At 35.2% G+C, this 23,797-nt stretch carries 22 protein-coding genes; 15 read left to right on the top strand and 7 right to left on the bottom strand.

The genetic code is table 11. The features are described from left to right. Window positions 1-13: 13 nt before the first annotated feature. Both BLT84_RS03955 and recA read right to left on the bottom strand, forming a co-directional pair. Window positions 14-436 carry a hypothetical protein gene (locus tag BLT84_RS03955; RefSeq protein ID WP_091263038.1) on the bottom strand — a complete coding sequence of 141 codons (423 nt, stop codon included), beginning with the start codon at window positions 434-436 and terminating at the stop codon, window positions 14-16. A 125-nt stretch (window positions 437-561) separates the two neighbouring features. After that, on the bottom strand, window positions 562-1,575 hold the full coding sequence (recA, locus tag BLT84_RS03950; RefSeq protein WP_034887273.1) for a recombinase RecA: 1,014 nt from the start codon (window positions 1,573-1,575) through the stop codon (window positions 562-564). Between the two features lie 349 nt (window positions 1,576-1,924). Between recA and BLT84_RS03945 the strand changes: the two genes are divergently transcribed. From BLT84_RS03945 to BLT84_RS03915, 7 genes are all read left to right on the top strand, one after another. Continuing rightward, complete coding sequence (locus BLT84_RS03945; protein ID WP_034887275.1) at window positions 1,925-2,956, top strand: rhodanese-related sulfurtransferase; 1,032 nt, start codon at window positions 1,925-1,927, stop codon at window positions 2,954-2,956. A 114-nt stretch (window positions 2,957-3,070) separates the two neighbouring features. Continuing rightward, window positions 3,071-4,243 (top strand): stage 0 sporulation family protein, encoded by a 1,173-nt coding sequence (locus BLT84_RS03940; protein ID WP_091263036.1) that lies wholly within the window; start codon window positions 3,071-3,073, stop codon window positions 4,241-4,243. Further along, a complete protein-coding gene (locus tag BLT84_RS03935) occupies window positions 4,236-4,727 on the top strand; it encodes a gliding motility lipoprotein GldH (protein ID WP_091263034.1) in 492 nt (163 codons plus the stop codon). The genes BLT84_RS03940 and BLT84_RS03935 overlap by 8 nt, the downstream gene beginning before the upstream one ends. Window positions 4,728-4,740: 13 nt before the next feature. Further along, the gene (locus BLT84_RS03930; RefSeq protein WP_034887281.1) at window positions 4,741-7,059 is read left to right on the top strand and encodes a penicillin-binding protein 1A; all 2,319 of its coding nucleotides are present in this window, start codon (window positions 4,741-4,743) and stop codon (window positions 7,057-7,059) included. A gap of 86 nt (window positions 7,060-7,145) precedes the next feature. Further along, window positions 7,146-7,844, top strand: coding sequence for a CoA transferase subunit A (locus BLT84_RS03925; RefSeq protein ID WP_034887283.1), 699 nt, complete (start codon window positions 7,146-7,148; stop codon window positions 7,842-7,844). Window positions 7,845-7,977: 133 nt separating this feature from the next. Then, a complete protein-coding gene (locus BLT84_RS03920) occupies window positions 7,978-8,229 on the top strand; it encodes a four helix bundle protein (protein WP_317039995.1) in 252 nt (83 codons plus the stop codon). Window positions 8,230-8,266: 37 nt separating this feature from the next. After that, on the top strand, window positions 8,267-8,920 hold the full coding sequence (locus BLT84_RS03915) for a CoA transferase subunit B (protein WP_034887286.1): 654 nt from the start codon (window positions 8,267-8,269) through the stop codon (window positions 8,918-8,920). A gap of 82 nt (window positions 8,921-9,002) precedes the next feature. On the opposite strand, the gene BLT84_RS03910 is transcribed toward BLT84_RS03915, so the two are convergent. The 5 genes from BLT84_RS03910 to BLT84_RS03890 form a co-directional block, all read right to left on the bottom strand. Then, entirely contained in the window at window positions 9,003-10,274 is a 1,272-nt protein-coding gene (locus BLT84_RS03910; protein WP_091263032.1) for a hypothetical protein, read from the bottom strand. A gap of 108 nt (window positions 10,275-10,382) precedes the next feature. Beyond that, on the bottom strand, window positions 10,383-11,387 hold the full coding sequence (locus tag BLT84_RS03905; protein ID WP_034887750.1) for an acyl-ACP desaturase: 1,005 nt from the start codon (window positions 11,385-11,387) through the stop codon (window positions 10,383-10,385). Window positions 11,388-11,536: 149 nt separating this feature from the next. Further along, window positions 11,537-12,265: a metallophosphoesterase family protein gene (locus BLT84_RS03900; RefSeq protein WP_091263031.1), complete on the bottom strand. Its 729-nt coding sequence runs from the start codon at window positions 12,263-12,265 to the stop codon at window positions 11,537-11,539. Continuing rightward, complete coding sequence (locus tag BLT84_RS03895) at window positions 12,266-13,402, bottom strand: ATP-binding protein (protein WP_091263030.1); 1,137 nt, start codon at window positions 13,400-13,402, stop codon at window positions 12,266-12,268. It abuts the gene before it with no gap. Window positions 13,403-13,489: 87 nt separating this feature from the next. Then, complete coding sequence (locus BLT84_RS03890; protein WP_091263029.1) at window positions 13,490-14,242, bottom strand: SDR family NAD(P)-dependent oxidoreductase; 753 nt, start codon at window positions 14,240-14,242, stop codon at window positions 13,490-13,492. A gap of 193 nt (window positions 14,243-14,435) precedes the next feature. Here BLT84_RS03890 and BLT84_RS03885 point away from each other — a divergent pair, with 193 nt between their 5' ends. From BLT84_RS03885 to BLT84_RS03850, 8 genes are all read left to right on the top strand, one after another. Further along, window positions 14,436-15,242 (top strand): DUF4382 domain-containing protein, encoded by an 807-nt coding sequence (locus tag BLT84_RS03885; protein WP_231929463.1) that lies wholly within the window; start codon window positions 14,436-14,438, stop codon window positions 15,240-15,242. A gap of 157 nt (window positions 15,243-15,399) precedes the next feature. Further along, on the top strand, window positions 15,400-16,404 hold the full coding sequence (locus BLT84_RS03880) for an AAA family ATPase (protein ID WP_172822440.1): 1,005 nt from the start codon (window positions 15,400-15,402) through the stop codon (window positions 16,402-16,404). Window positions 16,405-16,476: 72 nt separating this feature from the next. Further along, window positions 16,477-17,343 (top strand): DUF58 domain-containing protein, encoded by an 867-nt coding sequence (locus BLT84_RS03875; RefSeq protein WP_091263027.1) that lies wholly within the window; start codon window positions 16,477-16,479, stop codon window positions 17,341-17,343. A 9-nt stretch (window positions 17,344-17,352) separates the two neighbouring features. Continuing rightward, window positions 17,353-19,038, top strand: a complete 1,686-nt coding sequence (locus BLT84_RS03870) for a BatD family protein (RefSeq protein WP_231929460.1) — start codon at window positions 17,353-17,355, stop codon at window positions 19,036-19,038. Further along, the gene (locus BLT84_RS03865; RefSeq protein ID WP_091263026.1) at window positions 19,038-20,042 is read left to right on the top strand and encodes a vWA domain-containing protein; all 1,005 of its coding nucleotides are present in this window, start codon (window positions 19,038-19,040) and stop codon (window positions 20,040-20,042) included. The genes BLT84_RS03870 and BLT84_RS03865 overlap by 1 nt, the downstream gene beginning before the upstream one ends. Window positions 20,043-20,061: 19 nt before the next feature. Then, window positions 20,062-21,102: a vWA domain-containing protein gene (locus tag BLT84_RS03860; protein WP_091263025.1), complete on the top strand. Its 1,041-nt coding sequence runs from the start codon at window positions 20,062-20,064 to the stop codon at window positions 21,100-21,102. Between the two features lie 7 nt (window positions 21,103-21,109). Next, window positions 21,110-21,985: a tetratricopeptide repeat protein gene (locus BLT84_RS03855; RefSeq protein ID WP_091263024.1), complete on the top strand. Its 876-nt coding sequence runs from the start codon at window positions 21,110-21,112 to the stop codon at window positions 21,983-21,985. A gap of 51 nt (window positions 21,986-22,036) precedes the next feature. Then, window positions 22,037-23,797: a BatD family protein gene (locus BLT84_RS03850; RefSeq protein WP_091263023.1), complete on the top strand. Its 1,761-nt coding sequence runs from the start codon at window positions 22,037-22,039 to the stop codon at window positions 23,795-23,797.

Below are 23,797 nucleotides of genomic sequence, written 5' to 3'. Positions count from 1 at the left end.
GATTTTTCGTTAATTATTCATCATCTGGCTGGGCTACGGGGATTTGTTTAATAATAAATTCATCTTCACCTAAAGAATTCTCACCCTTCCAGAATCTAAATATATAAAAATCATTACGTTCTACAACAAATTTTAATGAAGTCGTTTTTGAAAGGTCTCCACTCTTGGAACAATTGCTGCTGCTTGTTTTTGAATGATTTACAACTCCAATAGTTACTTCGTTGTTCTTTTGAGTGATGTCTAATCCGGCAAAATAATGACAACTGGAAGGTCGTTCATAATTGATACCCATCTCATAAGATTTTGAAGCTATAAAGGAAGTTGGAATATTTACGGAAGTAATGGGTGCCAGATCTTGTATGATTCCATTTGAGTTATCATCAACAGAGCAGCCTTGTAAAATTACAATGCTAAATATGATGATACTTTTTTTCATCTGCAAAGAGGTGGCACTTTTTCAAGTAGGTTATACTTAACAGATGCAAGAAGAAAGAAAAGGTTGCGTTTGGAAATAGAAAATCCCGAATAATCGGGATTTTAATTTTCATATCTTTAATAAAACTATTCTTTTGCTAGTTTTATTGCATTCACAATTTTTGTTTCAAGCTCATCCATAAGATCCGGATTGTCTTTTAAGATCGCTTTTACAGCGTCTCTTCCTTGTCCTAGCTTGGTATCTTCATAGCTAAACCAAGATCCACTCTTTTTAATGATCTCGTAATCTACTCCAATATCGATGATTTCCCCAATTTTAGAAACACCTTCCCCGTACATAATATCAAATTCTGCCATTCTAAATGGTGGAGCCACTTTGTTCTTTACAACTTTAACTCTTGTCTTATTTCCAAGTACGTTACTGTTGCTATCTTTTATTTGTGTAGATCTTCTAATATCTAATCTCACAGAAGCATAGAATTTTAAGGCATTCCCACCGGTAGTAGTTTCAGGATTTCCAAACATAACACCAATCTTCTCACGCAATTGGTTAATGAAGATCACTGTACAATTGGTCTTACTTATACTAGCCGTTAATTTTCTAAGTGCTTGAGACATTAGACGGGCATGTAATCCCATTTTAGAATCTCCCATTTCTCCTTCAATTTCACTCTTAGGAGTAAGGGCTGCTACAGAGTCAATTACAATAATATCAATTGCTCCAGACCTTATTAAATTATCTGTGATCTCCAAAGCTTGTTCTCCATTATCTGGCTGAGAAATTATTAAGTTTTCAAGATCTACTCCCAATGCTTCTGCATAAAATCTATCAAATGCATGCTCTGCATCTATAAATGCAGCAATACCTCCAGCTTTTTGAGCTTCTGCAATTGCATGTAAGGTTAAGGTAGTTTTACCAGAAGATTCTGGTCCATAAATTTCAATTACTCTTCCACGAGGATATCCTCCCACGCCCATAGCTAAATCTAATCCTAAAGATCCGGTAGAAATTGCTTCTACATCAGAAACTGCCTGATCGCTCATCTTCATAACTGTTCCCTTACCGTAGGTTTTATCCATCTTATCTAGGGTGAGTTTCAGGGCTTTTAGTTTAGCTTCTTTTTCTTTATCGTTACTCATTTTTACTTTTTTTATCCTTGATGCTAAAATAACATATCTTTTCTATCACTACAATATTTAGGCCGTAACCTTTTCAAAATTAATTCCGGTTTTTACCACTCCATAATGCGTATGATGATCACCTAGATTATAAGGTTTCAAGTTTTTAATTAATTAGCTTTAAAAAGTTATTGTGGTAGAATAGGTAATTTTAACTGTAGTACTTATGAGAGCTAGGTTATCTAAATTCATTTCTTAAGTTATTCCTAGTAAAAAACGCCTTGGAAGTAATTCTATGTCATTCTTTCTTGCTTTCATTTAAAGATATATCTTTGCAAAAAATATCTTTTAACTTAAAAATTAGTATAGCATGCAACTGTACAATAAATTAAGCGCTAAAGAGAGAGCTGCCCTAATAGAAGAAGCTGGGCAAGATAGACTTACACTTTCTTTTTACGCATACGCCAAAATTGGCAATCCAGAAGTATTCAGAAATTTTCTTTTTATAGGTTGGGACAAAATGGAAGTCCTTGGCCGTATTTATGTAGCGCATGAGGGTATAAATGCCCAACTTTCTGTGCCTGCAAAAAGATTTGATGAGTTCAAGGCTTTTATAGATGATGTTTATTTTTTGAAGGATGTAAGATTGAACATCGCTATTGAGCATGACCTTAAATCTTTCCTAAAACTAAAAGTTAAGGTTAGGGATAAGATCGTGGCAGATGGTCTTAATGATGCCTCTTTTGATGTGAGAAACAAAGGAATTCATGTAGATGCCAACAAATTTAATGAATTATTGGATGATCCAAATACCATTTTGGTAGACATGCGTAATCATTATGAAAGTGAAATAGGGCATTTTAAAGGAGCTATTACTCCAGATGTAGATACTTTTAGAGACTCTCTAGATATCATTGAAAATGATCTGAAAGAGCATAAAGAAGATAAAAATCTTGTTATGTATTGTACCGGAGGTATTCGATGTGAAAAAGCCAGTGCTTACTACAAGCATAAAGGTTTTAAGAATGTTTTTCAGCTAGAAGGTGGAATTATAGAATACGCTCGCCAAGTTGATAATCAAAACTTAGACAATAAGTTTATTGGGAAAAACTTCGTTTTTGATCACCGTAGAAGTGAGAGAATAACAGAAGATGTGATCTCTAACTGTCATCAATGCGGTAAAGCATGTGATACTCATGTAAATTGTGCTAATGAAGCCTGTCATTTGCTATTTATCCAGTGTGAAGAATGTGCAAAAGCTATGGATACGTGTTGTTCTACAGAATGCAAAGAGGTAAACGCGATGCCTTTTGAGGAGCAAAAAGCATTGAGAAAAGGTATTCCTAACAGCAATAAGATCTTTAAAAAAGGTAGGTCTGAAGTCTTAAAATTCAAGCAATAGTTAATATTATTGAGTTCTGCGCAGACCGATAAATATTGGTATATTTACCTTTTAGAATAAATTATAAATCCAATTCAGCAGGATTTCTCCTGTTAGAATTTCAATATATATAATATGGGATGTAGCACTTGTGCGACCGGAAAAGATGGTTCGCCTAAAGGTTGTAAGAATAATGGAACGTGTGGAACAGATGGATGCAATAAATTAACAGTTTTTGATTGGCTTTCTAACATGTCTTTACCAAATGGAGTAGAACCTTTTAATTGTGTCGAGATTAGGTTTAAGAACGGAAGAAAGCACTTTTTTAAAAATACTGAAAACTTAACCTTAAGCATCGGCGATGTAGTAGCTACAGAAGCTTCACCAGGACACGATGTGGGAATTGTAACGCTAACCGGAGAATTGGTTAGAGTGCAAATGAAGAAGAAGAAAGTTAAAGAAGACAGTGAAGAAGTTTTAAAAATATATAGAAAAGCTACGCAAAGAGATATTGATGTATGGCAAGAAGCTAGAGATCGTGAGGATAAGATGAAAGTTCGCGCTCGTGAGATCGCTATTCGTTTAAATCTACATATGAAGATTAGCGATATTGAATTTCAAGGAGACGCTTCTAAAGCCACCTTTTATTATACAGCAGAAGAACGCGTAGATTTTAGACAATTAATAAAAGAATTTGCAAGAGAATTCAATACCAGAATTGAAATGCGCCAGATAGGTTTCCGTCAGGAAGCAGCTAGATTGGGTGGTATTGGTTCTTGTGGAAGAGAATTGTGTTGTTCAACTTGGTTAACAGACTTTAGATCTGTAAATACCTCTGCAGCTAGATATCAGCAATTATCACTTAATCCGCAAAAATTAGCAGGACAATGTGGTAAACTTAAATGTTGTTTAAATTACGAATTAGATACATATTTAGATGCTTTAAAATCATTTCCAAGAACCGAAGAAAAGTTATATACTAAGAAAGGTACTGCAGTATGTCAAAAAATAGACATATTTCAGGGATTTTTATGGTATGCTTATGAGGGAGATTGGATGAATTGGCATAAGCTTACTCCAGAGAAAGCAAATCTCGTTATTAAAGCCAATAAAGATAAGGAGCCAGTTGCAAGTTTAGAAGAGTACGAAGTGGTAGTAACTGCAGATGCTAATGCAAATCCAGATTTTAATAATGTGGTTGGGCAAGATAGTTTAACTCGTTTTGATAAGCCTAAAACAGCTACTAAGAAACGTAGAAAGAGTACCAAACGTAAAAAAGGTAAACCTTCAAATAATAACAATGCATAAATTGTTTTTACCGGTTTTGTTAGTATTTCTAGGATGTTTAGTGCTCTCTTGTGACTCTAACAGGGTTTATGACGAATACCAAACAATTCCTTCTACATGGAATAAAGACTCTATAGTTACGTTTAATCTAAAAACTATAGATTCTGTAAAACCTTATAATGTATTTATCAATATCAGAAATAACAGTGATTTTGATTATAGCAACCTGTTCTTGATCGCTCAAATTAAATTTCCTCAGGGTAAAGTAATTACAGATACTCTAGAGTATGAAATGGCCGCTCCCAACGGGGAATGGCTTGGTACTGGTTTTGGAGATGTTAAAGAAAGTAAGCTGTGGTACAAGCAAAATGTAATATTTGAAGAAACTGGTAATTATAAATTTTCCCTTCAGCAAGCCATGAGAAAAAATGGCAATGTAGAAGGAATTGAAAACCTTGAAGGTATTACCGAGGTGGGTTTTCGTATAGAGGATATCCAAAATTAATGTAATTGCACTTATGGCAAACCCATCTAAAAAAACTACATCAAAACCAGCAAAGCAAACTGGTTTTAGAAAATATATTATTGGCTTCTGGACTCTTTTTGGAATAGGAGTGCTTGCAATTATTATCCTGTTCTTAATGGCTGGATGGGGAGCGTTTGGAAAAATGCCCAAATTTGAAGAACTAGAAAACCCGGAAACCAATTTAGCTACAGAGATCTATTCATCTGATGGAGAAACTTTGGGTAAATATTATAGTGAAAATAGAACTCCTATTAGGTATGAAGATCTTCCAGATCATTTAATAGAGGCTTTGGTAGCCACAGAAGATGAAAGGTTTTATCAGCATTCTGGAATAGATGCTCAAGGAACTTTAAGAGCAGCGATCTACTTGGGTCAAAAAGGTGGGGCCAGTACCATTACGCAACAATTGGCAAAATTGTTATTCACTCAAGATGTCTCTCAGAATTTTGTGGGAAGAGTGATGCAAAAATTTAAAGAATACATTATCGCTATTCGTTTGGAACGCCAGTATACCAAAGAAGAGATCATTACCATGTACTTCAATAAATATGATTTTGTGTATCAGGCAGTTGGAGTACGTTCTGCAGCAAAGATCTATTTTGGGAAAGAAGCTAAAGATCTTAAAATTGAAGAAAGCGCAGTTTTAGTTGGAATGCTAAAAAATGCCGCTTATTACAATCCTGTAAGAAGACCTGAATTGGTGGAAAATCGACGTAATCAAGTGTTAAAGCAAATGCAGAAGAACGGATTTTTAACTCCAGAAGAAAAAGATTCACTTCAGAAATTGCCTATGAAACTAGATTTTTCTCCTCAAGGTCATGACGAGGGAATTGCCACTTATTTTAGAGTGTATCTGCAAGGCTTTATGAAAGATTGGATCAAGAACAATCCAAAACCTGATGGAAGTGAATATAATATATATCGTGATGGATTAAAGATCTATACAAGTATAGATTCCAGAATGCAGAAATATGCTGAAGAGGCAGTTACAGAGCATATGTCTAGACTCCAAAAAGAATTTAACATACAGAACCAAAAGAATAAAACTGCACCCTTTAGAGATGTAACTCCAGATGAGGTAAATGGCATTGTTAATAGTGCTATGAAGGTTTCAGACAGATGGCGCAAGATGAAAGCTCAAGGAAAATCTGAGGATGAGATCATTAATTCTTTTAGCAAGAAAACAGAGATGCGCGTTTTTAGTTGGAGCGGTATTAAAGACACCGTTATGACACCTCATGACTCTATAATTTATTATAAATCTTTCTTAAACGCGGGGATGATGTCTATGACGCCTCAAACCGGAGAAGTTAAAGCATGGGTTGGAGGAATTAACTTTAAACATTTTAAATATGAGCACGTAAAACAGGCCAGAAGGCAGGTAGGTTCTACCTTCAAACCTTTTGTGTATGCTACTGCCATAGATCAGTTAAAAATGTCTCCTTGTGATACCTTGCCAAGAAACAGATTTACTATTGAAGCAGGGAGAATGGGCAATCAAAACGATTGGTCTCCTGTAAATAGTGATGGTAAATATTCAGGAATGATGACGCTTAAAGATGCTTTAGCAAATTCTGTAAACACGGTCACTGCTAGATTAATTGCTAAAATTGGTCCTAAACCTGTTATTAATTTGTTAGATAAATTGGGAGTAGACACCAGAAATATACCAGCAGTACCTGCTATTGCGCTTGGTACAGCAGATATGAGTGTTTTTGAGATGGTTTCGGCATATAGCACCTTTGCAAATGAAGGTGTGTACGTAAAACCCGTTATTGTAAATAGAATTGAAGACAAGAACGGAACCATACTCTATCAACAAGTCCCTGAAACTAGAGATGTATTAAGTAAAGAAACTGCATATGTAACCATAAATCTTATGGAAGGGGTTACCCAATCTGGAACCGGAACTCGTTTACGTGGTAACTGGGCAGTAAATAATTCTTATTACCAGAAAGCAATGACCGGATATCCTTACGACTTTAAAAACCCTATTGCTGGTAAAACAGGAACTACTCAAAATGGTAGTGATGGTTGGTTTATGGGGATAGTGCCAAATCTCGTATCTGGAGTTTGGGTTGGGGGAGAAGATAGATCTGTCCATTTCCCATCAATTACTTTCGGTCAGGGAGCTGTAATGGCTTTACCAATTTGGGGGTCTTACATGAAAAAAGTGTACGCAGATAAAAATCTGGAGGTGTCTTCGGGAGCTTTTCCAAGACCAGAAAATCTTTCTATAGAAATTAATTGTAGAGAGTATGGCAAAGAAAATTCAGATTCTCAATTGATTCCTGATGAATTAGATTTTTAATATTCCTATAGTTTAGTAGAAATAACCTCTTTGAAAACGTTGTAGTAAGATCAAACTTTTTGTAAATTTCGGCAAACGAAATTTCAATGATCAAAAAAACTGTAAAAAACGTTCAGGAAGCGCTTGAGGGAATGAAGGATGGGATGACCCTTATGTTAGGTGGTTTCGGACTATCTGGTATTCCTGAGAATTCTATTTCAGAATTGGTGAAAATCAACGTTCAAGATATAACCTGTATTTCTAATAATGCCGGAGTAGACGATTTTGGTCTTGGCTTATTGCTTCAGAAAAAGCAGATAAAAAAAATGATCTCTTCTTATGTGGGAGAAAATGCAGAGTTTGAGCGCCAAATGCTAAGCGGCGAGTTGGATGTAGAGCTTACGCCCCAAGGCACACTGGCAGCAAAATGCCAAGCTGCACAACAAGGTTTTCCGGCTATATTTACTCCAGCTGGTTATGGAACCGAAGTTGCCGAAGGAAAAGAAACCAGAGAATTTGACGGGAAGATGTATGTGCTGGAAGAAGCTTATAAAGCAGATTTTGCTTTTGTAAAAGCTTGGAAAGGGGACGAAGCCGGAAATCTTATCTTTAAAGGAACCGCTCGAAATTTTAATCCATTAATGTGTGGTGCCGCAAAGATTACGGTTGCAGAAGTAGAAGAATTGGTGAAACCTGGAGAGTTAGATCCAAATCAGATCCATATTCCAGGAATTTTTGTACAAAGGATCTTCCAAGGAAAGGATTATGAAAAGAGAATTGAACAACGAACGGTGAGGCAAAAATAATTTGAGAATGATCAATTTGAAAATTTAAAGATTGAGAGATGATAAAGAAAACATTATTGTTAAAAAAACTTTTCAGTTTTCATTAGAAATCATCTCTTTTACTGAAGAGCTTTGATCAAGTAAGAAATTTGAAATGGCCTCACAGCTATTTAAAAGTGGAACATCGATAGGAGCTAATGTTAGAGAAGCCCAGAATTCAGAAAGCTCGGCAGATTTTATTCATAAATTCAAAATTGCTGCAAAAGAAGCAGATAAAACTCAATATTGGTTGGAGTTATGCGAGAAATCACGGTTTTTACCTCAGCCAAATCCACAATTATTTATAGACTTAAATATTATAATGAAAATTATCTCAAAGATTATAAGTTCAGCTAAAAAGCGATAATTTTCAAATTAACATATTTTCAAATCAACACATTAACATGTTAGATAAAAACGGAATCGCACAAAGAATTGCCCAAGAAGTTCAGGATGGCTATTATGTTAATCTTGGAATTGGTATTCCAACATTAGTTGCCAACTTTGTAAGAGATGATATAAATGTTGAATTTCAGAGTGAAAATGGGATTTTAGGAATGGGGCCTTTTCCCTTTGATGGAGAAGAGGATGCCGATCTTATTAATGCAGGAAAACAAACCATTACAGCATTGCCTGGTGCTAGTTTTTTTGACTCTGCCCTAAGCTTTGGGATGATACGTGGGCAACATGTTCATCTAACAATTTTAGGTGCTATGGAAGTTGCAGAAAATGGAGATATAGCCAATTGGAAAATACCCGGGAAAATGGTTAAAGGTATGGGAGGAGCTATGGATCTAGTTGCTTCTGCAGAGAATATCATCGTTGCTATGATGCATACCAATAGAGCGGGTGAATCTAAATTATTAAAACGTTGTTCTTTGCCGTTAACAGGAGTAGGTTGTGTTACTAAGATTGTAACAGATCTTGCTGTAATAGAAGTTACAGATAAAGGTTTTAAATTATTAGAAAGAGCACCCGGAGTGAGCGTAGAACAAATTCAGAAATCTACAGAAGGAAAATTGATAGTGGAAGGTGATATTCCAGAGATGAAATTATAGATCACTTTTGCTCAATTGATTATCTGTTTAAATTTTAAAAGTCCCATTTGTAATTACAGATGGGACTTTTGTTTTTTTAAGGCTATTTGCATTCAAAGCATTTGATCATTCCGCTAGTTAAGTCTGCTTTTTCAGAACCCTTAAGCGGTTTTTCAAGAAGCTCTCTTTCTTTTATTACGTTATGAAATTCCTTAGCATATTTCATAAGATCATTTCTTCTAGCTATAAATTTCTCTTTTATCTCAATACCATTTAGGTCATAAATTTCTTTAGGCCAGATTTTAAAAGCTTCATCAATAACATCGTTGGAGAGAAGTTGTTGTAATTTTTTTGCTTCTGTGATATATACTTCTTCTGAGGTGTTTTTAAGAAAGTAAATATCGAATGGGTACACCAATCCCGGCATATGATCAATATCCTTGTCATAAGGCCTAACTAAGGGATTTAAGTGCTTATTTGTGAGAATTTGAGGGATTACTCCATCAAGATCAAAAAATGCGTTATCTCTATCCCCGGCCAGCGGTATGGCAACAGTTTTTTTTCTATGTTTTTCCAAGATCCAGCCCCATTGTTCTGCATGTCTATCCCAATCTCCAATTAAAAGGTCAAATAAACGTGCTTTCACCAATGCCGCTTCATCTATTTGAATATCTTCTCCAAGCTTTGCTTTTAGTTCTTGAAGGTCTTTAGTTTCAATTATCTTCTTAGCGTTTTTATAACTAGTCCAATTCTTATCGCCTTCTGTTTCATACTCCAATAAGAAAAGTCTGTTCCCGTATTTGCTGTTATATTTTCCTAAAACTGTTTGCTTTGGAACAAATATCATCTTTGGGTGAGTGTTAACAAGATGTGCCTTATTCGCTAATTCTGATGCTAGAAGTGCCGCATAGGGATGTTGTCCGGAAATTCCATCTACTATAATATTCTCAAGATGTAATGTGCGGGCTATATTTGGTATTAAAGCTTGTGGATCTTTAGTTACACTTCTCAAAGTGAATAAGATACCTTCCTTGTTTTTTAATTTGAGAGAATGTGTTTGTTTCCCGCCTCCCTTTTTTATGATGGTCATACCACCCATAAGCGTATCTAATAGCACAACCGGAACTTTTATTGGGGTAGCCCATGCTTCTCTATAATTTTCTCCTTGCATTAAAGTTTTTATTGCATTTCCATGATATAGATTACAAGGCACAATGAGTAAAGAGTCATGATTCTTAATAGCTCCAAAACCGTCCGTTTGGTTTTCTATCACAGTACAAGTTTCAAACTCTTGGGTAGTTCCTAGAACAGAAGCATAAGTAAGTATTATAAATATTAGTATTAAGATAAGGAAGGCTCCTAATAACTTTTTCATAGTTTTAATTCTTAGGTTACTGTGCTGGTTATGTTTACTGATTTAGTACTCAGCCAAAAAAGCCGCACTATTACTAGTACGGCTTTGTGTATTTTAAAAGTTATGATCTTAAAGCATTCCGTTAGATCCAACCCATTTGAACTGATATTGATCTTGCGGTACTGCAATTCTACTCGCAATTCTAGTCATTCTATCTGGCAATGCGATTAAATAATCTCTTGCTTTTTCAGCATCATCTGTAAGAGAGTTGAATTTATCGATCTCCCAATATTCATTCAATTTCTGAAGAATATCTATATAATCGTAAGTTGTGTAAACTCCTAATCTTTGTGCTGCGTTCGAAAAATTTTCAAAAGCCTCTGCTATCCCTTGTCCAGACTCACGAATGAACTGTGCAGGCATAACGATCTTCTTTTTCATCATATCCTGAAAAGCGATCATCATCTCACTTGGATCATATTCAAAGATCGTTTTCACGAATTCTCTATATGCCAAATGGTGTCTCATTTCATCTCCAGCAATAATACTACACATTTTGGAAAGCATCTTGTTTCCTTTTTTCTTAGCCAATTGCCCAACTCTTTTATGAGAAATATTAGTTGCTAATTCTTGAAAACTAGTGTATACAAAATTTTTGTATGGATCTCTTCCAGTACCAATGTCAAAACCATCATTTATAAGATATTGTGTGGTCTTTTCGATCTCTCTCATGTCTACTCTTCCAGACAGATAGAGATATTTATTAAGCGTATCTCCGTGACGGTTCTCTTCTCCAGTCCAGTGACGGATCCATTTAGACCAACCATTGGCTTTCCCTTCAGAGGCACCATGTTGTTCTACACCTTCCATATCCATAAGCCAAGACTCATAAGTTGGTAAAGCTTCTTCTGTAACCATATCTGCTACTAGAACAACCCAAAAGTCATAACCAAGTTCTTTGGCTTCTTCTCTAATCTGAACAATTTCGTCCATGTAGTTTTCATTTTGAAGATTCGGCAATAGGTCTGTTGGTTGCCAGATCTCCTCTACAGGAATCAAATATTTTTCAACATAACTGTCAATTTGCTTCTCGACAGTTTTCATTACTTCTAATCTTATGTTATCTAAGGCCATAGCTTCTATTTTAAGGATTTCCAAACGTTATAGAACGAAATTCTATAAAGTGTTGGCAATATCTACACTACATGAACAAAAATCATGCGACAAAAATTCTTTAGCTTCAAATATACTAAGATATTAATGCCGTTAACAAAAAAAAGCTCTTAATTTCTACCTTGCTCTTCAGGGTATAAAGTAAAGACCTTATCACTCTGCCAGATCTCTTTAGATTTTATATCTATTGCAGATAATTTTCCTTTGAAAGCTGCACCAGTATCAACGTTCCAGATATTAGCAAAATTTAGCGGCTTATCTTCTCCCACTCTTGTAACCGGGGTATGGCCAATGAATATCTCTTTGAACAATAAAAATCTTTTAGGATAATATTTATGATCTTTAGAAATTGTTTCTCCCAGTGCAAGCGCTGTTTCCCATAAGGTTCTATCCCAAAAGAATGAAGTTTCATGATGTTCATGTTTTGGCCCTCTTAAATTACTGAAGCCCGCATGCACAAAAAGTCTGTTTTCATTATCTACGTAGTAATTATGCATCTGTTCGTAAAAATGAAGGTGCTCTTTTCTCTCTTCTATAGAGATATTCTTATAAGCTTCAATACTAGAAACTCCTCCATGTTGTAACCATTCTTTATTTTTTTCTCCGGTTTTCAACCATCGGTATACCAAATCATCATGATTACCTCGAAGAAAAGTACAATGATGATCTTTATTCAGTGCTATAAGATAAGAGATCACTTTGGCAGAATCGCTCCAGCCATCTACATAATCTCCTAAAAATATAAGATGATCTTCCTTATGTAATTCTAATCTTTCTATTAACTGAATAAGTGCCTTTAAACCTCCATGTATATCGCCAATGGCAATCGTTCTTTTCATTTAACTGTATTTTACTTTTCTTAATATTCTGATACTGTCTTTATAAGACTGATATGCATTTTCATTATGGGTGCGTAATAACTCTTTAGCTTCTTCCAATTTTACTATAGCCATTTCAAAATCATTAAAATAACAAATAAGGTAAGTGGCCGGAAGATTTAATAGATCCTCTTCCTCATTTCTACTAAGCTTAAAATTGTTCTTAAGCTTAGCTATAAGAGCATTGTTTATATTGTAGATGTGATATAGTATTTTCCTGTCGAACTTTGGGGGTTGAAATAATAGGGTGCTTTGGATATCATAACTCGCATTATCTTTAAATTTTATAATCACCTCTTCTAAAGGATATTTATGAAGATCGTTCTTTAAACCAAGGTGAACATATTCTACTATTTTAAAGTAGTCCTTATTAAAACTAATACTTACTTCATCCAGCTCAGAATAAAAGAGTTTAACCTGCTCATTAATTAATTCAATATCTACTCTAGAGAAATAGGTTTCTCCACGTATTTTTTTTGTTTTTCCGGCCCAGCAAACCACAAAGTACTCTTTAAATACCTTATAATTTGGATGAAAATCTTGCCGTATTTTCATAAAATCGAATACGCCGTCTAGCGTGAGTTCAATATTATTATGAGAATGTTTTTCTATAGCATCTACAATCGATGAGTTATTATCTTTTATCTCTACATCCAGATCTTTGGGCATACTCATGCTCCCTTCTCTAATGAAAACTGTTCCGCCATAATATTTCCAGATGTTCTTTCGCAGGGAACAAACCTTCTCGTGATTAGATCTTATAGTTACAAGACCTACTACCAAATTATCAGGCAGATGCGGAAAAGGTATATTTTCATAAGATACCAATGGTGGGTTCTCTAAATAGGCATTAATAAGATTTTGAATCTTACTATCATCAAAAAAGTCTACACCCTTTATACTATTGTCTTCATCTTCAACACCTATAACTATATAGGAGTTATTTTTAGGGTTAGAGTTTGCAAGCGCACATACGTGTTTTAAGAACTTGGCCTTTCCCTCTTTTTGATCCATATTCAGCTTTCGTTTTTTGTCATAAAAACTGCTCTCATCATTATGAGCGAGTAAGTTTTTAATTAAAAGCCGTTTGTTAATCATACTAAAGAGCTGAAATAAGATTTAGGAAGAAGCTTTTATAACACTTCTTCCTAAATTCAATATTTATAATTTAATGCCAGGACCGTTCTAATTTTTATTGATTATAGTACTGCTTGCCTGTGCGGTGGGCATTACTGTAAGATCTGCAATATTTACGTGGTAAGGTCTGGTAACTACAAAGGCAATGATCTCTGCAATGTCTTCTGGTTGTAACGGGTCAAATCCTTTATATACATTTTCTGCTTTCTCATCATCCCCCTTAAATCTTACGTTGCTAAAGCCTGTATGGGTAAGTCCTGGATTTACAGCGCCCACTCTAATACCTGCCTTGTTAAGATCTATTCTCATTCCTTGGTTTAACGCATCTACAGCAAATTTACTGGCGCAGTACACATTACCATTTGGATATACTTCTTTTCCGGCTGTAGAACCAATATTTATAATGTGGCCAGATCCTCTTTCCGTCATTTGCGGAATGATTGCTTTAGTAACATAGAGCAAACCTTTTACATTGATATCTATCATTGCATCCCAATCTTCTGTATCTCCATCTTGAATTGGATCTAGGCCATGCGCATTTCCTGCATTGTTAATTAGAATATCAATTTGCTTAAAATCTTGTGGCAAACTGTTTATCTGATTATTGATCTCTTCTTTATTTCTAACATCAAATTTTAACGTGGTAACCTTAGTTTGAGAAGAAAGTTCTGCGCTAAGTTTTTCCAGCGCATCTTCTCTACGCCCACATAAAATTAGATGAATATTCATCTTTGCCAATTCACGAGCAGTTGCTTCCCCAATTCCGCTTGTAGCTCCGGTAATAAGTGCTGTCTTTTTCATATATGTTAAATGTTGAATTTTTTTTGATGACCACAATTTATAAAATGTATTGCAAGTAAGATGATTATGGATATTAAACCCTTATCAAAGCTTGTTAAATAATGTTAATTGAAGAATTCTGTAAAATGAAATAGATAATAGTGCGTTATCCACATTAAACTAATAATCAATAATAATTATGAAAATGAACTGGATGAAATTAAGATCAATGAGACTTTTGCCTATGTTGGTAGTGGCTCTTGCAATGGTATCACTTATTAGCTGTAGCAATGATGATGATTCTGACAATGGGAGTGCGAGAATTACAGTAAGCATGACCGATGCACCTGGAGATTACGACGCTGTTTTTGTAGATGTGGTAGACGTAATGATCAAAGCAGATGCCAGTACAGAAGGAGAAGAAGGTTGGAAAAGTCTTGGAGGTGTTAAGACAGGAGTGTATGACCTTTTAGAGTTAACAGGTGGAGTAACTCAACTTTTAGCAGATACAGATGTGCCTGCGGGTTATTTAGGACAGATTAGATTGGTATTAGGGAATAATAATACGGTAGTGGTAAATGGAGAATCTCAAGCTCTTAGTACTCCTAGCGCTCAACAATCTGGACTAAAGATCAAAGTAGATCAAGAATTAGCTGCAGGAGAAACTTATAATTTCTTGTTGGATTTTGATGTAGATCAATCTATTGTAGCTGCGGGTACTAGTGGAGGATTTGCTTTAAAACCTGTAATTAGACTTTCTAATGGAATAGAGACCGGAACCATTAAAGGATCTGTTCACCCTACAACTTTTCAAAGTGTAGTTAAAATTCAAAATGCTTCTAGCACTGTTTCTGCATATACAGATGCAAATGGAAATTTTGAATTACAAGGTGTACCTGCAGGGCTTTATCAGTTAAAAATAACTCCGGCTATAAGCTCTGGACTAACGGTAAAAATTATGAATGATGTTCAGGTAAAAACAGGAGAAACCTTAGATCTAGAAACTATATTTTTAGAGTAATAGATTTCTCTATATTTATATATAAAGGCTAATTGAAGATGAAAATTTCAATTAGCCTTTATTTTTTATTTAATTTTAACCCAAATGGTTCAATAATTGTATCATTTGCACTTTTTGTAACTAATAAATATCTTCACATTCAAAAAATATAATACCTATGATAGAAAGCAATGCATCGGTAGACATTTCTAGCCTGAACGAAAAAATTGAGAGAGAAAGTCAGTTTGTAGACCTGTTAACTTCAGAAATGAACAAAGTTATAGTTGGTCAAAAACACATGGTAGAAAGGTTGCTTATTGGGCTTTTGAGTCAGGGGCATATATTATTGGAAGGTGTTCCGGGACTTGCAAAGACGTTGGCCATTAACACCTTGTCTCAAGCAGTACACGGTAGTTTTAGCAGAATACAGTTCACTCCAGATCTTTTACCTGCCGATGTGGTTGGTACTATGATCTATAATATGAAGTTGAATGATTTCAGCATAAAGAAAGGTCCGATTTTTGCAAATTTTGTGTTAGCAGATGAGATTAACAGAGCTCCAGCAAAAGTGCAATCGGCTTTACTAGAGGCCATGCAAGAAAAGCAGGTTACTATTGGGGATCAAACCTTTATTCTAGATAGACCATTTTTGGTAATGGCAACTCAGAACCCTGTAGAGCAAGAAGGAACGTATCCTTTACCGGAAGCTCAGGTGGATAGATTCATGTTAAAAACGGTGATCAAATATCCTCAAATGGCCGAAGAGCAATTAATTGTAAGAGCCAATTTAAAAGGTGGATTTGAGAAAGTTAATCCGGTGGTATCTTTAGAGCAAATTGCTTCTGCACAGAAAGCTGTTCGTGAAGTGTATATGGATGAAAAGATCGAGAAATATATTTTAGATATTATCTTTGCAACCCGTACTCCAGAGAAATATAAATTAGAAGATTTAAAACCTCTTATAAATTTTGGAGCGTCTCCAAGAGGTAGTATAAATTTGGCAATTGCGGCTAAATGTTATGCTTTCATAAAAAGAAGAGGTTATGTAATTCCTGAAGATGTTAGAGCTGTTGTTTATGATGTGCTTAGACATAGAATTGGGATTACCTATGAAGCAGAGGCAGAAAATATAACTTCAGAAGATATTATTAGTAAGATCATTAACGAGGTTGAGGTACCATAGATTGTTGTAAGAATAGCACAATCACTTTTGTAAAATTAAATGATGCTCTTTCTTTAAGAGCTATTATAGAAAATGGATACCAAAGAATTACTTAAAAAGGTTAGAAAAATTGAGATCAAGACCAAGCGTTTGAGCAATCATGTGTTTGGGGGAGAATATCATTCTACATTTAAAGGTAGAGGGATGACTTTTAGTGAAGTGAGAAGTTATCAATTTGGAGATGATGTTAGAAATATAGATTGGAATGTAACTGCCCGTTATAATGAACCTTTTGTAAAGGTATTTGAAGAAGAGAGAGAACTTACCATGATGCTAGTGGTGGATATCTCTGCTTCAGAACTGTTTGGATCTGGTGAGCAATATAAAAGGGAAGTTATTACTGAAATTGCTGCTACTTTAGCTTTTTCAGCAACTCAAAATAATGATAAGATCGGGTTATTGCTGTTTACAGATGAATTAGAGCTTTTTATTCCACCTAAAAAAGGAAGATCTCACGTGCTTAGAATTATTAGAGAGCTGTTAGAATTCGAACCTAAAGGGAAGAGAACTAATATCGCTGAAGCTTTGAAATATGTGACCAGCGTAATCAAGAAAAAGGCGATCATTTTTGTGCTTTCAGATTTTATGGATGAAGAGTATCAACATACTTTAAAGATCATTAGTGGTAAACATGACGTTACGGGGATTAGAGTCTATGATGAGCGTGAAGAAAGTATGCCAAATGTTGGTCTGGTTCAAATGTTAGATAGAGAAACCGATGATTTACTTATGGTAAACACAGGCTCTAAGTCGGTTAGAAATTCATATGCAGCTCATTTTAAAGAGCGAGAAAATTATTTTAAAGAAAGTTTCTCTAAAAGTGGTGCCGGAATGTTAAGCACCAGAGTCGATGAGAGCTACGCAAAAAAACTATTGGTTTATTTTAAAACTAGAGCATAAGTACTAAACATGACAAAGTTTGATTATACATTGGCTCAAGAAAATATTCTTTTAAAAGAACCTCTAAGAAAAGCCAAGAAGATTAATAGCCTGCTTGCAGCGCTATTCTTTTGTTTTATATTTTTAAATACTTCAAAATCTTTTGCGCAACAGCCTAATATAGTAGCCTCTATAGACTCTTCGCAAATTAAGATAGGGGAACAGATCATCTACAAAATAAGCGTTGAGACAGATTCTACACATCTTGTAGTATTTCCGGAAGGAAAAACCTTTAACCCTTTAGAGGTGGTAGAGTCTTTAAAAACAGATACCAGCAGACTAGATAATAGGTTCAAATTAATTAAAGAATACGCTTTAACCCAATTTGATTCAGGAAGTTATAACATCCCACAGCAACGCATTATCATAAATGATAGGCCTTACCTCACAGATTCTATGGTGGTAAAGGTTGCAGACATTGTGGTAGATACTACCAAACAAAAAATGTTTCCCATAAAACCTGCAATGGAAGTGCCTCAAGGCTTTGAGTTTCCAAATTGGCTTTGGTGGGTACTAGGTATATTATTACTAGTGGCATTAGGATATTATCTTTTCAAACAGAAAAAGAAAAGAGATGAAAAAGCTAAAAAGTTACCTCCTTTTGAAAGAGCTTTATTCGAGCTACAGCAATTAGATGAATCTCATTTATTAGAAAATAGAGAGACTAAAGAATATTATTCAAAATTAACCGAAGCTGTAAGAAGGTATCTGGAAGATGAAGTTCATCTTAGAGCCATGGAAAGTACCACTTCAGAGTTAATTACTTATTTGGAGCTGAAAATGGCTGCTAAAGAATTAAATCTTAGCAGAAATACTATAGACGATCTTAAAAAGATCTTGCAACGTGCAGATCTTGCAAAATTTGCTAATTCTAAACCAGATATTATTACAGCAAAAGAAGATAGATCTACTATAGAGCATGTTATTAAAGATACTAAAGCTGCAATTCCTGAGCCTACAGAAGAAGAGCGATTAAAAGATGAAGCTTATCGCTTGGAGCAGGAAAAAAGAAAGAGAAGAAATAAGGTTAAACTAGCTATTGGTGGCGCCATTGCGGTTATAATAATTGCAGTTTCTATAATTATTAGTTTAAATGGCTTTTCATCTTTTAGAGATATGATCTTTGGGAATGATACTAAAGAACTTTTAGAAGGAGATTGGATTAATAGTGATTATGGAGATCCTGCAGTAACAATTACTACTCCTAGAGTTCTAAAAAGAGGTGATTTTAATGTGCCTCCAGAAACACAAGAAATGATGGTAGGGGGAGAGATGTTTCTTTATGGAGCCCCTCGAGAGCCATTGTTCATAGTTTTAAGTACCGTGAAATATCGCGAAAATGTACAATTCGATCTTCAGAAGGCAGTAGATGGTATCTATGCGAATTTAGAAGAAAAGGGTGCTAAGAATATCATCTTAAAAGATGAAGATTTTACAACTATCCAGGGTATTCCCGGAAAAAAGGTATATGGTACTTTAGAATTTCCGGTTTCAAATTCAGAACAAGTTGAAAAGAAAAATTATATGATTCTTAATTTTGCTCAAAATAGAGGATTTCAGCAGGTTACTGTAATCTATGCTGAAGGGGATGAGAGTGCAGATGAAATTGCCAATCGTATCATAAATTCAGTAGAATTCAATAAATCCGGAAATTGATGTTTGATAATTTTACATTCGAAAATCCGCAGTTTTTCTGGCTATTGCTATTATTACCAATTGCTGCAGTATGGTATTTCTGGAAAAGAAACAAGCAACGCGCAGAAGTACGAATTTCCAGTATAAAAGGCTTTAAAGTAAAACAAAGTATTTTGCCTACCCTAAGACATTCCCTTTTTGTTTTAAGGTTACTTGCTTTGGCATTAATGATCGTTGCCATGGCAAGACCTAGAACTACCAATGTTTCTAGTAAGACATCTTCAACTCAGGGTATAGACATAGTATTAGCAATTGATGTTTCTGCCAGTATGTTAGCAAGAGATCTTCAGCCTAATAGATTAGAGGCTTTGAAAGAAGTTGCTGGCGAATTTATTAAAGGCAGACCGGGAGATAGAATAGGACTGGTGGAATATGCCGGAGAGAGTTTTACAAAATCTCCAATAACCAGCGATAAAACCATTGTTCTAAGTGCATTGGCAGATACTGAATTTAATACGGTGTTAGAGAATGGTACTGCTATTGGAATGGGACTTTCTACTGCTGTTAATAGATTAAAAGACAGTAAAGCGAAAAGCAAGGTTATTATTTTGCTTACAGATGGGGTTAACAATGCAGGCTTTATAGATCCTAAGATTGCCAGTGAGCTTGCGGTAGAATATAAGATCAAGGTTTATACCATTGGTCTTGGAAGTAATGGGGTAGCGCTTACTCCTGTTGGAATATTACCTAATGGACAGTTTCAATATGGAAATCAGAAGGTGGAGATCGATGAAAAATTGCTTCAGGATATAGCAAATACTACAGGAGGAAAATATTTTAGAGCCACAAATAATGAAAAATTAGAAGAGATCTATAAAGAGATAGATAGCCTAGAAAAAACAGATATAGAAGAGTTTAAGTTCTATAACTATGCAGATGAATATAGGCCATTATTGCTAATTGCCGGATTATTATTATTGTTGGAATTCCTGCTGAGGTCTACCATCTTTAAAGGATTTGTTTAAAAGATAAAGAGAGGTTCTAATGACTATTTTAGAAGAAGAAAAATATTTCTGGTTGTTGCTTATCATTCCGATTTTGGTAGTGATATTCTTGCTTTTGTTGCTATGGAAAAGAAAGCATCAGCAGCAATTCGCCTCTAAAAAAATGCTGGAAATTTTGAGTCCGGAAAGGTCGGGATTTAAACCTGTATTAAAGTTCATTATTTTACTTCTTGCTTTTGCATGTATTATAGTAGCCTTAGTTAATCCTAAGATCGGTACAAAGATGGAGACCGTAAAAAGGGAAGGAGTAGATATTGTTTTTGCTATAGATGTTTCAAAAAGTATGGAGGCAGAAGATATTGCCCCTAATAGATTGGAAAAAACCAAGCAGCTTGTTACTCAGATTATCAATAATTTGGCTAGTGACAGGATCGGAATTATCGCCTACGCAGGTAGTGCATTTCCACAATTACCAATTACCACAGATTACGCATCAGCAAAGATGTTTCTTCAGGCCATGAATACCGATATGGTTTCATCTCAGGGAACGGCTATAAATGAAGCTATTAATCTTGCTACTACGTATTATAATGATGACGATCAAACCAGTAGAGTTTTGTTTATTATAAGTGATGGGGAAGATCATGAAGGTAATTCTGAAGAAATTGCAAAAGAAGCCGCAGATAAAGGAATTCAAATATTTACTATAGGTGTAGGAACTCCAAAGGGAGGTCCTATACCTATGAAAGTGAACGGAGTTATTCGGTCTTATAAAAAAGATCAGAATGGAGAGACCGTAATTACCAAGTTGAATGAAGGAACTTTGGAAGATATTGCTGATGCCGGGGAGGGAGAATATATTCCGGGAAATGTTACATCACAGGTTACAGAGAAAGTAAAAGAGGTGCTTTTAAATATGGATAAGACCGAATTTGAAGCTAAGCAATTTGCAGACTATCAGTCTCAATATCAATGGTTCTTAGGAGTAGGTATCTTACTATTATTAATTGATATTTTCTTATTGGAAAGAAAAACAGCGTGGATAAAGAAACTGAACTTATTTAACGAAAGAAAAGGATAGAGGGAAGATGAGGAATTTAGTAAAGACATTTCATAAACATCTAATAGTAGCCATTGGGTTATGTTGCTTTCAGATATCTTATGCTCAAACAAATGAGAAGAGCGATAAGAAGCTGGAAAAGGAAACTCAAGAACTTCTAAGAACCGCAGAAGATCAATTAGGAGATAATGATTTTGCAAGTGCCGAGGCATCTTATAGAGAGGCAATAGCTAAAAGCCCAGAGAATATTACCGCCAAATATAATATGGCAAATATGTATTATGGTAAAGAAAAAGCTTCTCAAGCCGAAGAAAAATACAAGCAGGCTGCATCTATTGCTGAAACGAAAGCCGCTAAGCATGAAGTATTTCATAATTTAGGAAATACGTATATGAAGCAGAAGAAATATCAGGAAGCGGTGGCAGCGTATAAAGATGCGCTTAGAAATAATCCTACAGATGATGAAACCCGATATAATCTTGCTCTAGCTAAGAAAATGCTTGAAAAGGAGCAAAATGAAAATGAGGGTGGAGGAGACGATGATAAGAAAGATCAGGACAAGAATCAGGAGGATAAGAATAAAGATAAGGATGATAAGGGAGATCAGGATAAAGATAAAAATGAAGGAGATAAGAAGGAAGATCAAGGTGGAGACCAGAAAGATGATCAGCAAAAGGAGCCTGAGAAACCGGATGATGAAGGAAAGCCGAAAGATAAAAAAGATAAGCAAGATCAAAACGGTGAAAAACAGCCTCAAGAGCAGCAACCACAACCTGGGCAGCTATCTCCACAACAAATTAAGAATTTGTTAGAGGCTATGAATAACGAAGAGAAAAAGGTGCAAGATAAGATCAATGCTCAAAAAGCAAAAGGAGCAAAGACCAGAACAGAGAAAGACTGGTAATTCCTTTATTTAATAGATATTAATAAAAGATCAATAACAAGATATAAGAAAATGAACATAAGAATTTTTATACTGTTATTTTTTATGGCCATTGCTGGCTCTATGCAAGCTCAAGTTAAGTTTGAAGCCAATGTAAGCAAGAAAAAGCTAGGTGTGAACGAACGCCTTAGAGTAGATTTTGAAATGAATCAGGATGGTGACGATTTTAAAGCTCCTGCCTTTAGTGGGTTTACAGTGGTGGGAGGTCCAAATCAATCTGTAAGCAATACTTGGATCAATGGGAAAAGATCTTATTCTAAAACGTATTCTTATTTTCTTGCACCTTCTGGCAGAGGAAAGTTTACCATTGGCCAGGCAGAGATCACCGTAGAAGGAAATACTTATAAAACTTCTCCATTACAGGTGGAAGTTACTGCTGCTGTTGAAACTCCCAAAGACGGTAATAATTCAGATTTTGTAGCTTCAGAGAATCTGCATCTTGTGGCAGAGATCTCTAATGCAAACCCTTATTTAAATGAAGCTATTACGGTGGTTTATAAACTGTATGTGAGTCCGAGAGTTAGTGTAAGCAATTGGAGAGAATTGGACAATCCGGTATACAGCGATTTCTGGAGTCAGAATATAGATATAAGACAGTTAAAGATAGAAACAGGGCAATACGAAGGTGAGCCTTACAGATACGTAGTTCTTAGAAAAACCATTCTATATCCTCAAAAAACCGGGGAGTTAGACATAGAACCTCTTACTCTGTCTGTAGCGGTAGATGTACCAAGTGATAGAAGAGATATTTTTGGAGGAAGGTTGTATGAAACCATAGATAAAACGGTGGCAGCAGGAAAAAGGTCTATAAATGTAAAAGCATTACCTACTCAAAACAAGCCGGCAGGATTTACTGGGGCCGTAGGAGATTTTAGCTTTAAAGTTGTTCCTAGCAAAACAGATCTTGCAGCTACAGAATCTTTGAATGTACAGGTACAGGTAAGTGGAAATGGAAACTTAAAACTATTTGACCTTCCAGGTTTAGAAGTTCCATCTTCTTTAGAGCAGTATGAACCGGAACGCAGTGAGAATGTGAAAACAGATCTTAGAGGAACTCAAGGTAGCATTACAGATAATTATACCATTGTACCTACGCAAAAAGGTAAATTCCCTATTCCAGCTTTATCATTCTCATATTTTGACCTGAAGAGTAAAAGTTATAAGACCATAAATTCTGATGAGATTCTATTAGATGTGAAAAGTGCACCTGCAGGAAGTAATTATACTCCTGGCTCGGGAAATTCTGTAGCAAAACAAACCGTAGAGGCAGGAGAACAGTTTAGATATATTAAATTAAATACCAATTTAAAATCAATTAATAGCGGAGCTTTCTTAGGGTCTACTCTATTTTGGGCGCTTTTATTGTCTCCTGGAATCTTTATTCTATTAGCCATTTTCTTAGGTAAAAAGAAAGAAGCTATTGCTGGAGATGTTGCTGGAAATAAGAGAAAAAAGGCAAATAAATTAGCCAGAAAATATCTTTCTGAGGCGAAGAAGAATCTTGGTGATCAAAAAACATTTTATATAGCTTTAGAACGAGCTTTGCATAATTATCTTAAGGCCAAATTGCATATTCAAACCAGCGATATGAGTAAAGATAGGGTTATGGAGCTATTGCAGGAAAGAAATGCAGACCCGGAAACCCGTACAGAGTTTATTTCACTTCTTACAAGTTGTGAATTTGCCAGATATACTCCAAGCTCTAATGTAGCTATGGAACAAGATTATGAGAAAGCAGCAAAAGTAATATCAGCATTAGATAAACAGATTTAG

It is taken from the genome of Gillisia sp. Hel1_33_143, assembly GCF_900104765.1.
Taxonomy (GTDB): domain Bacteria; phylum Bacteroidota; class Bacteroidia; order Flavobacteriales; family Flavobacteriaceae; genus Gillisia.
This window is presented reverse-complemented; position numbering and strand designations above follow the sequence as displayed.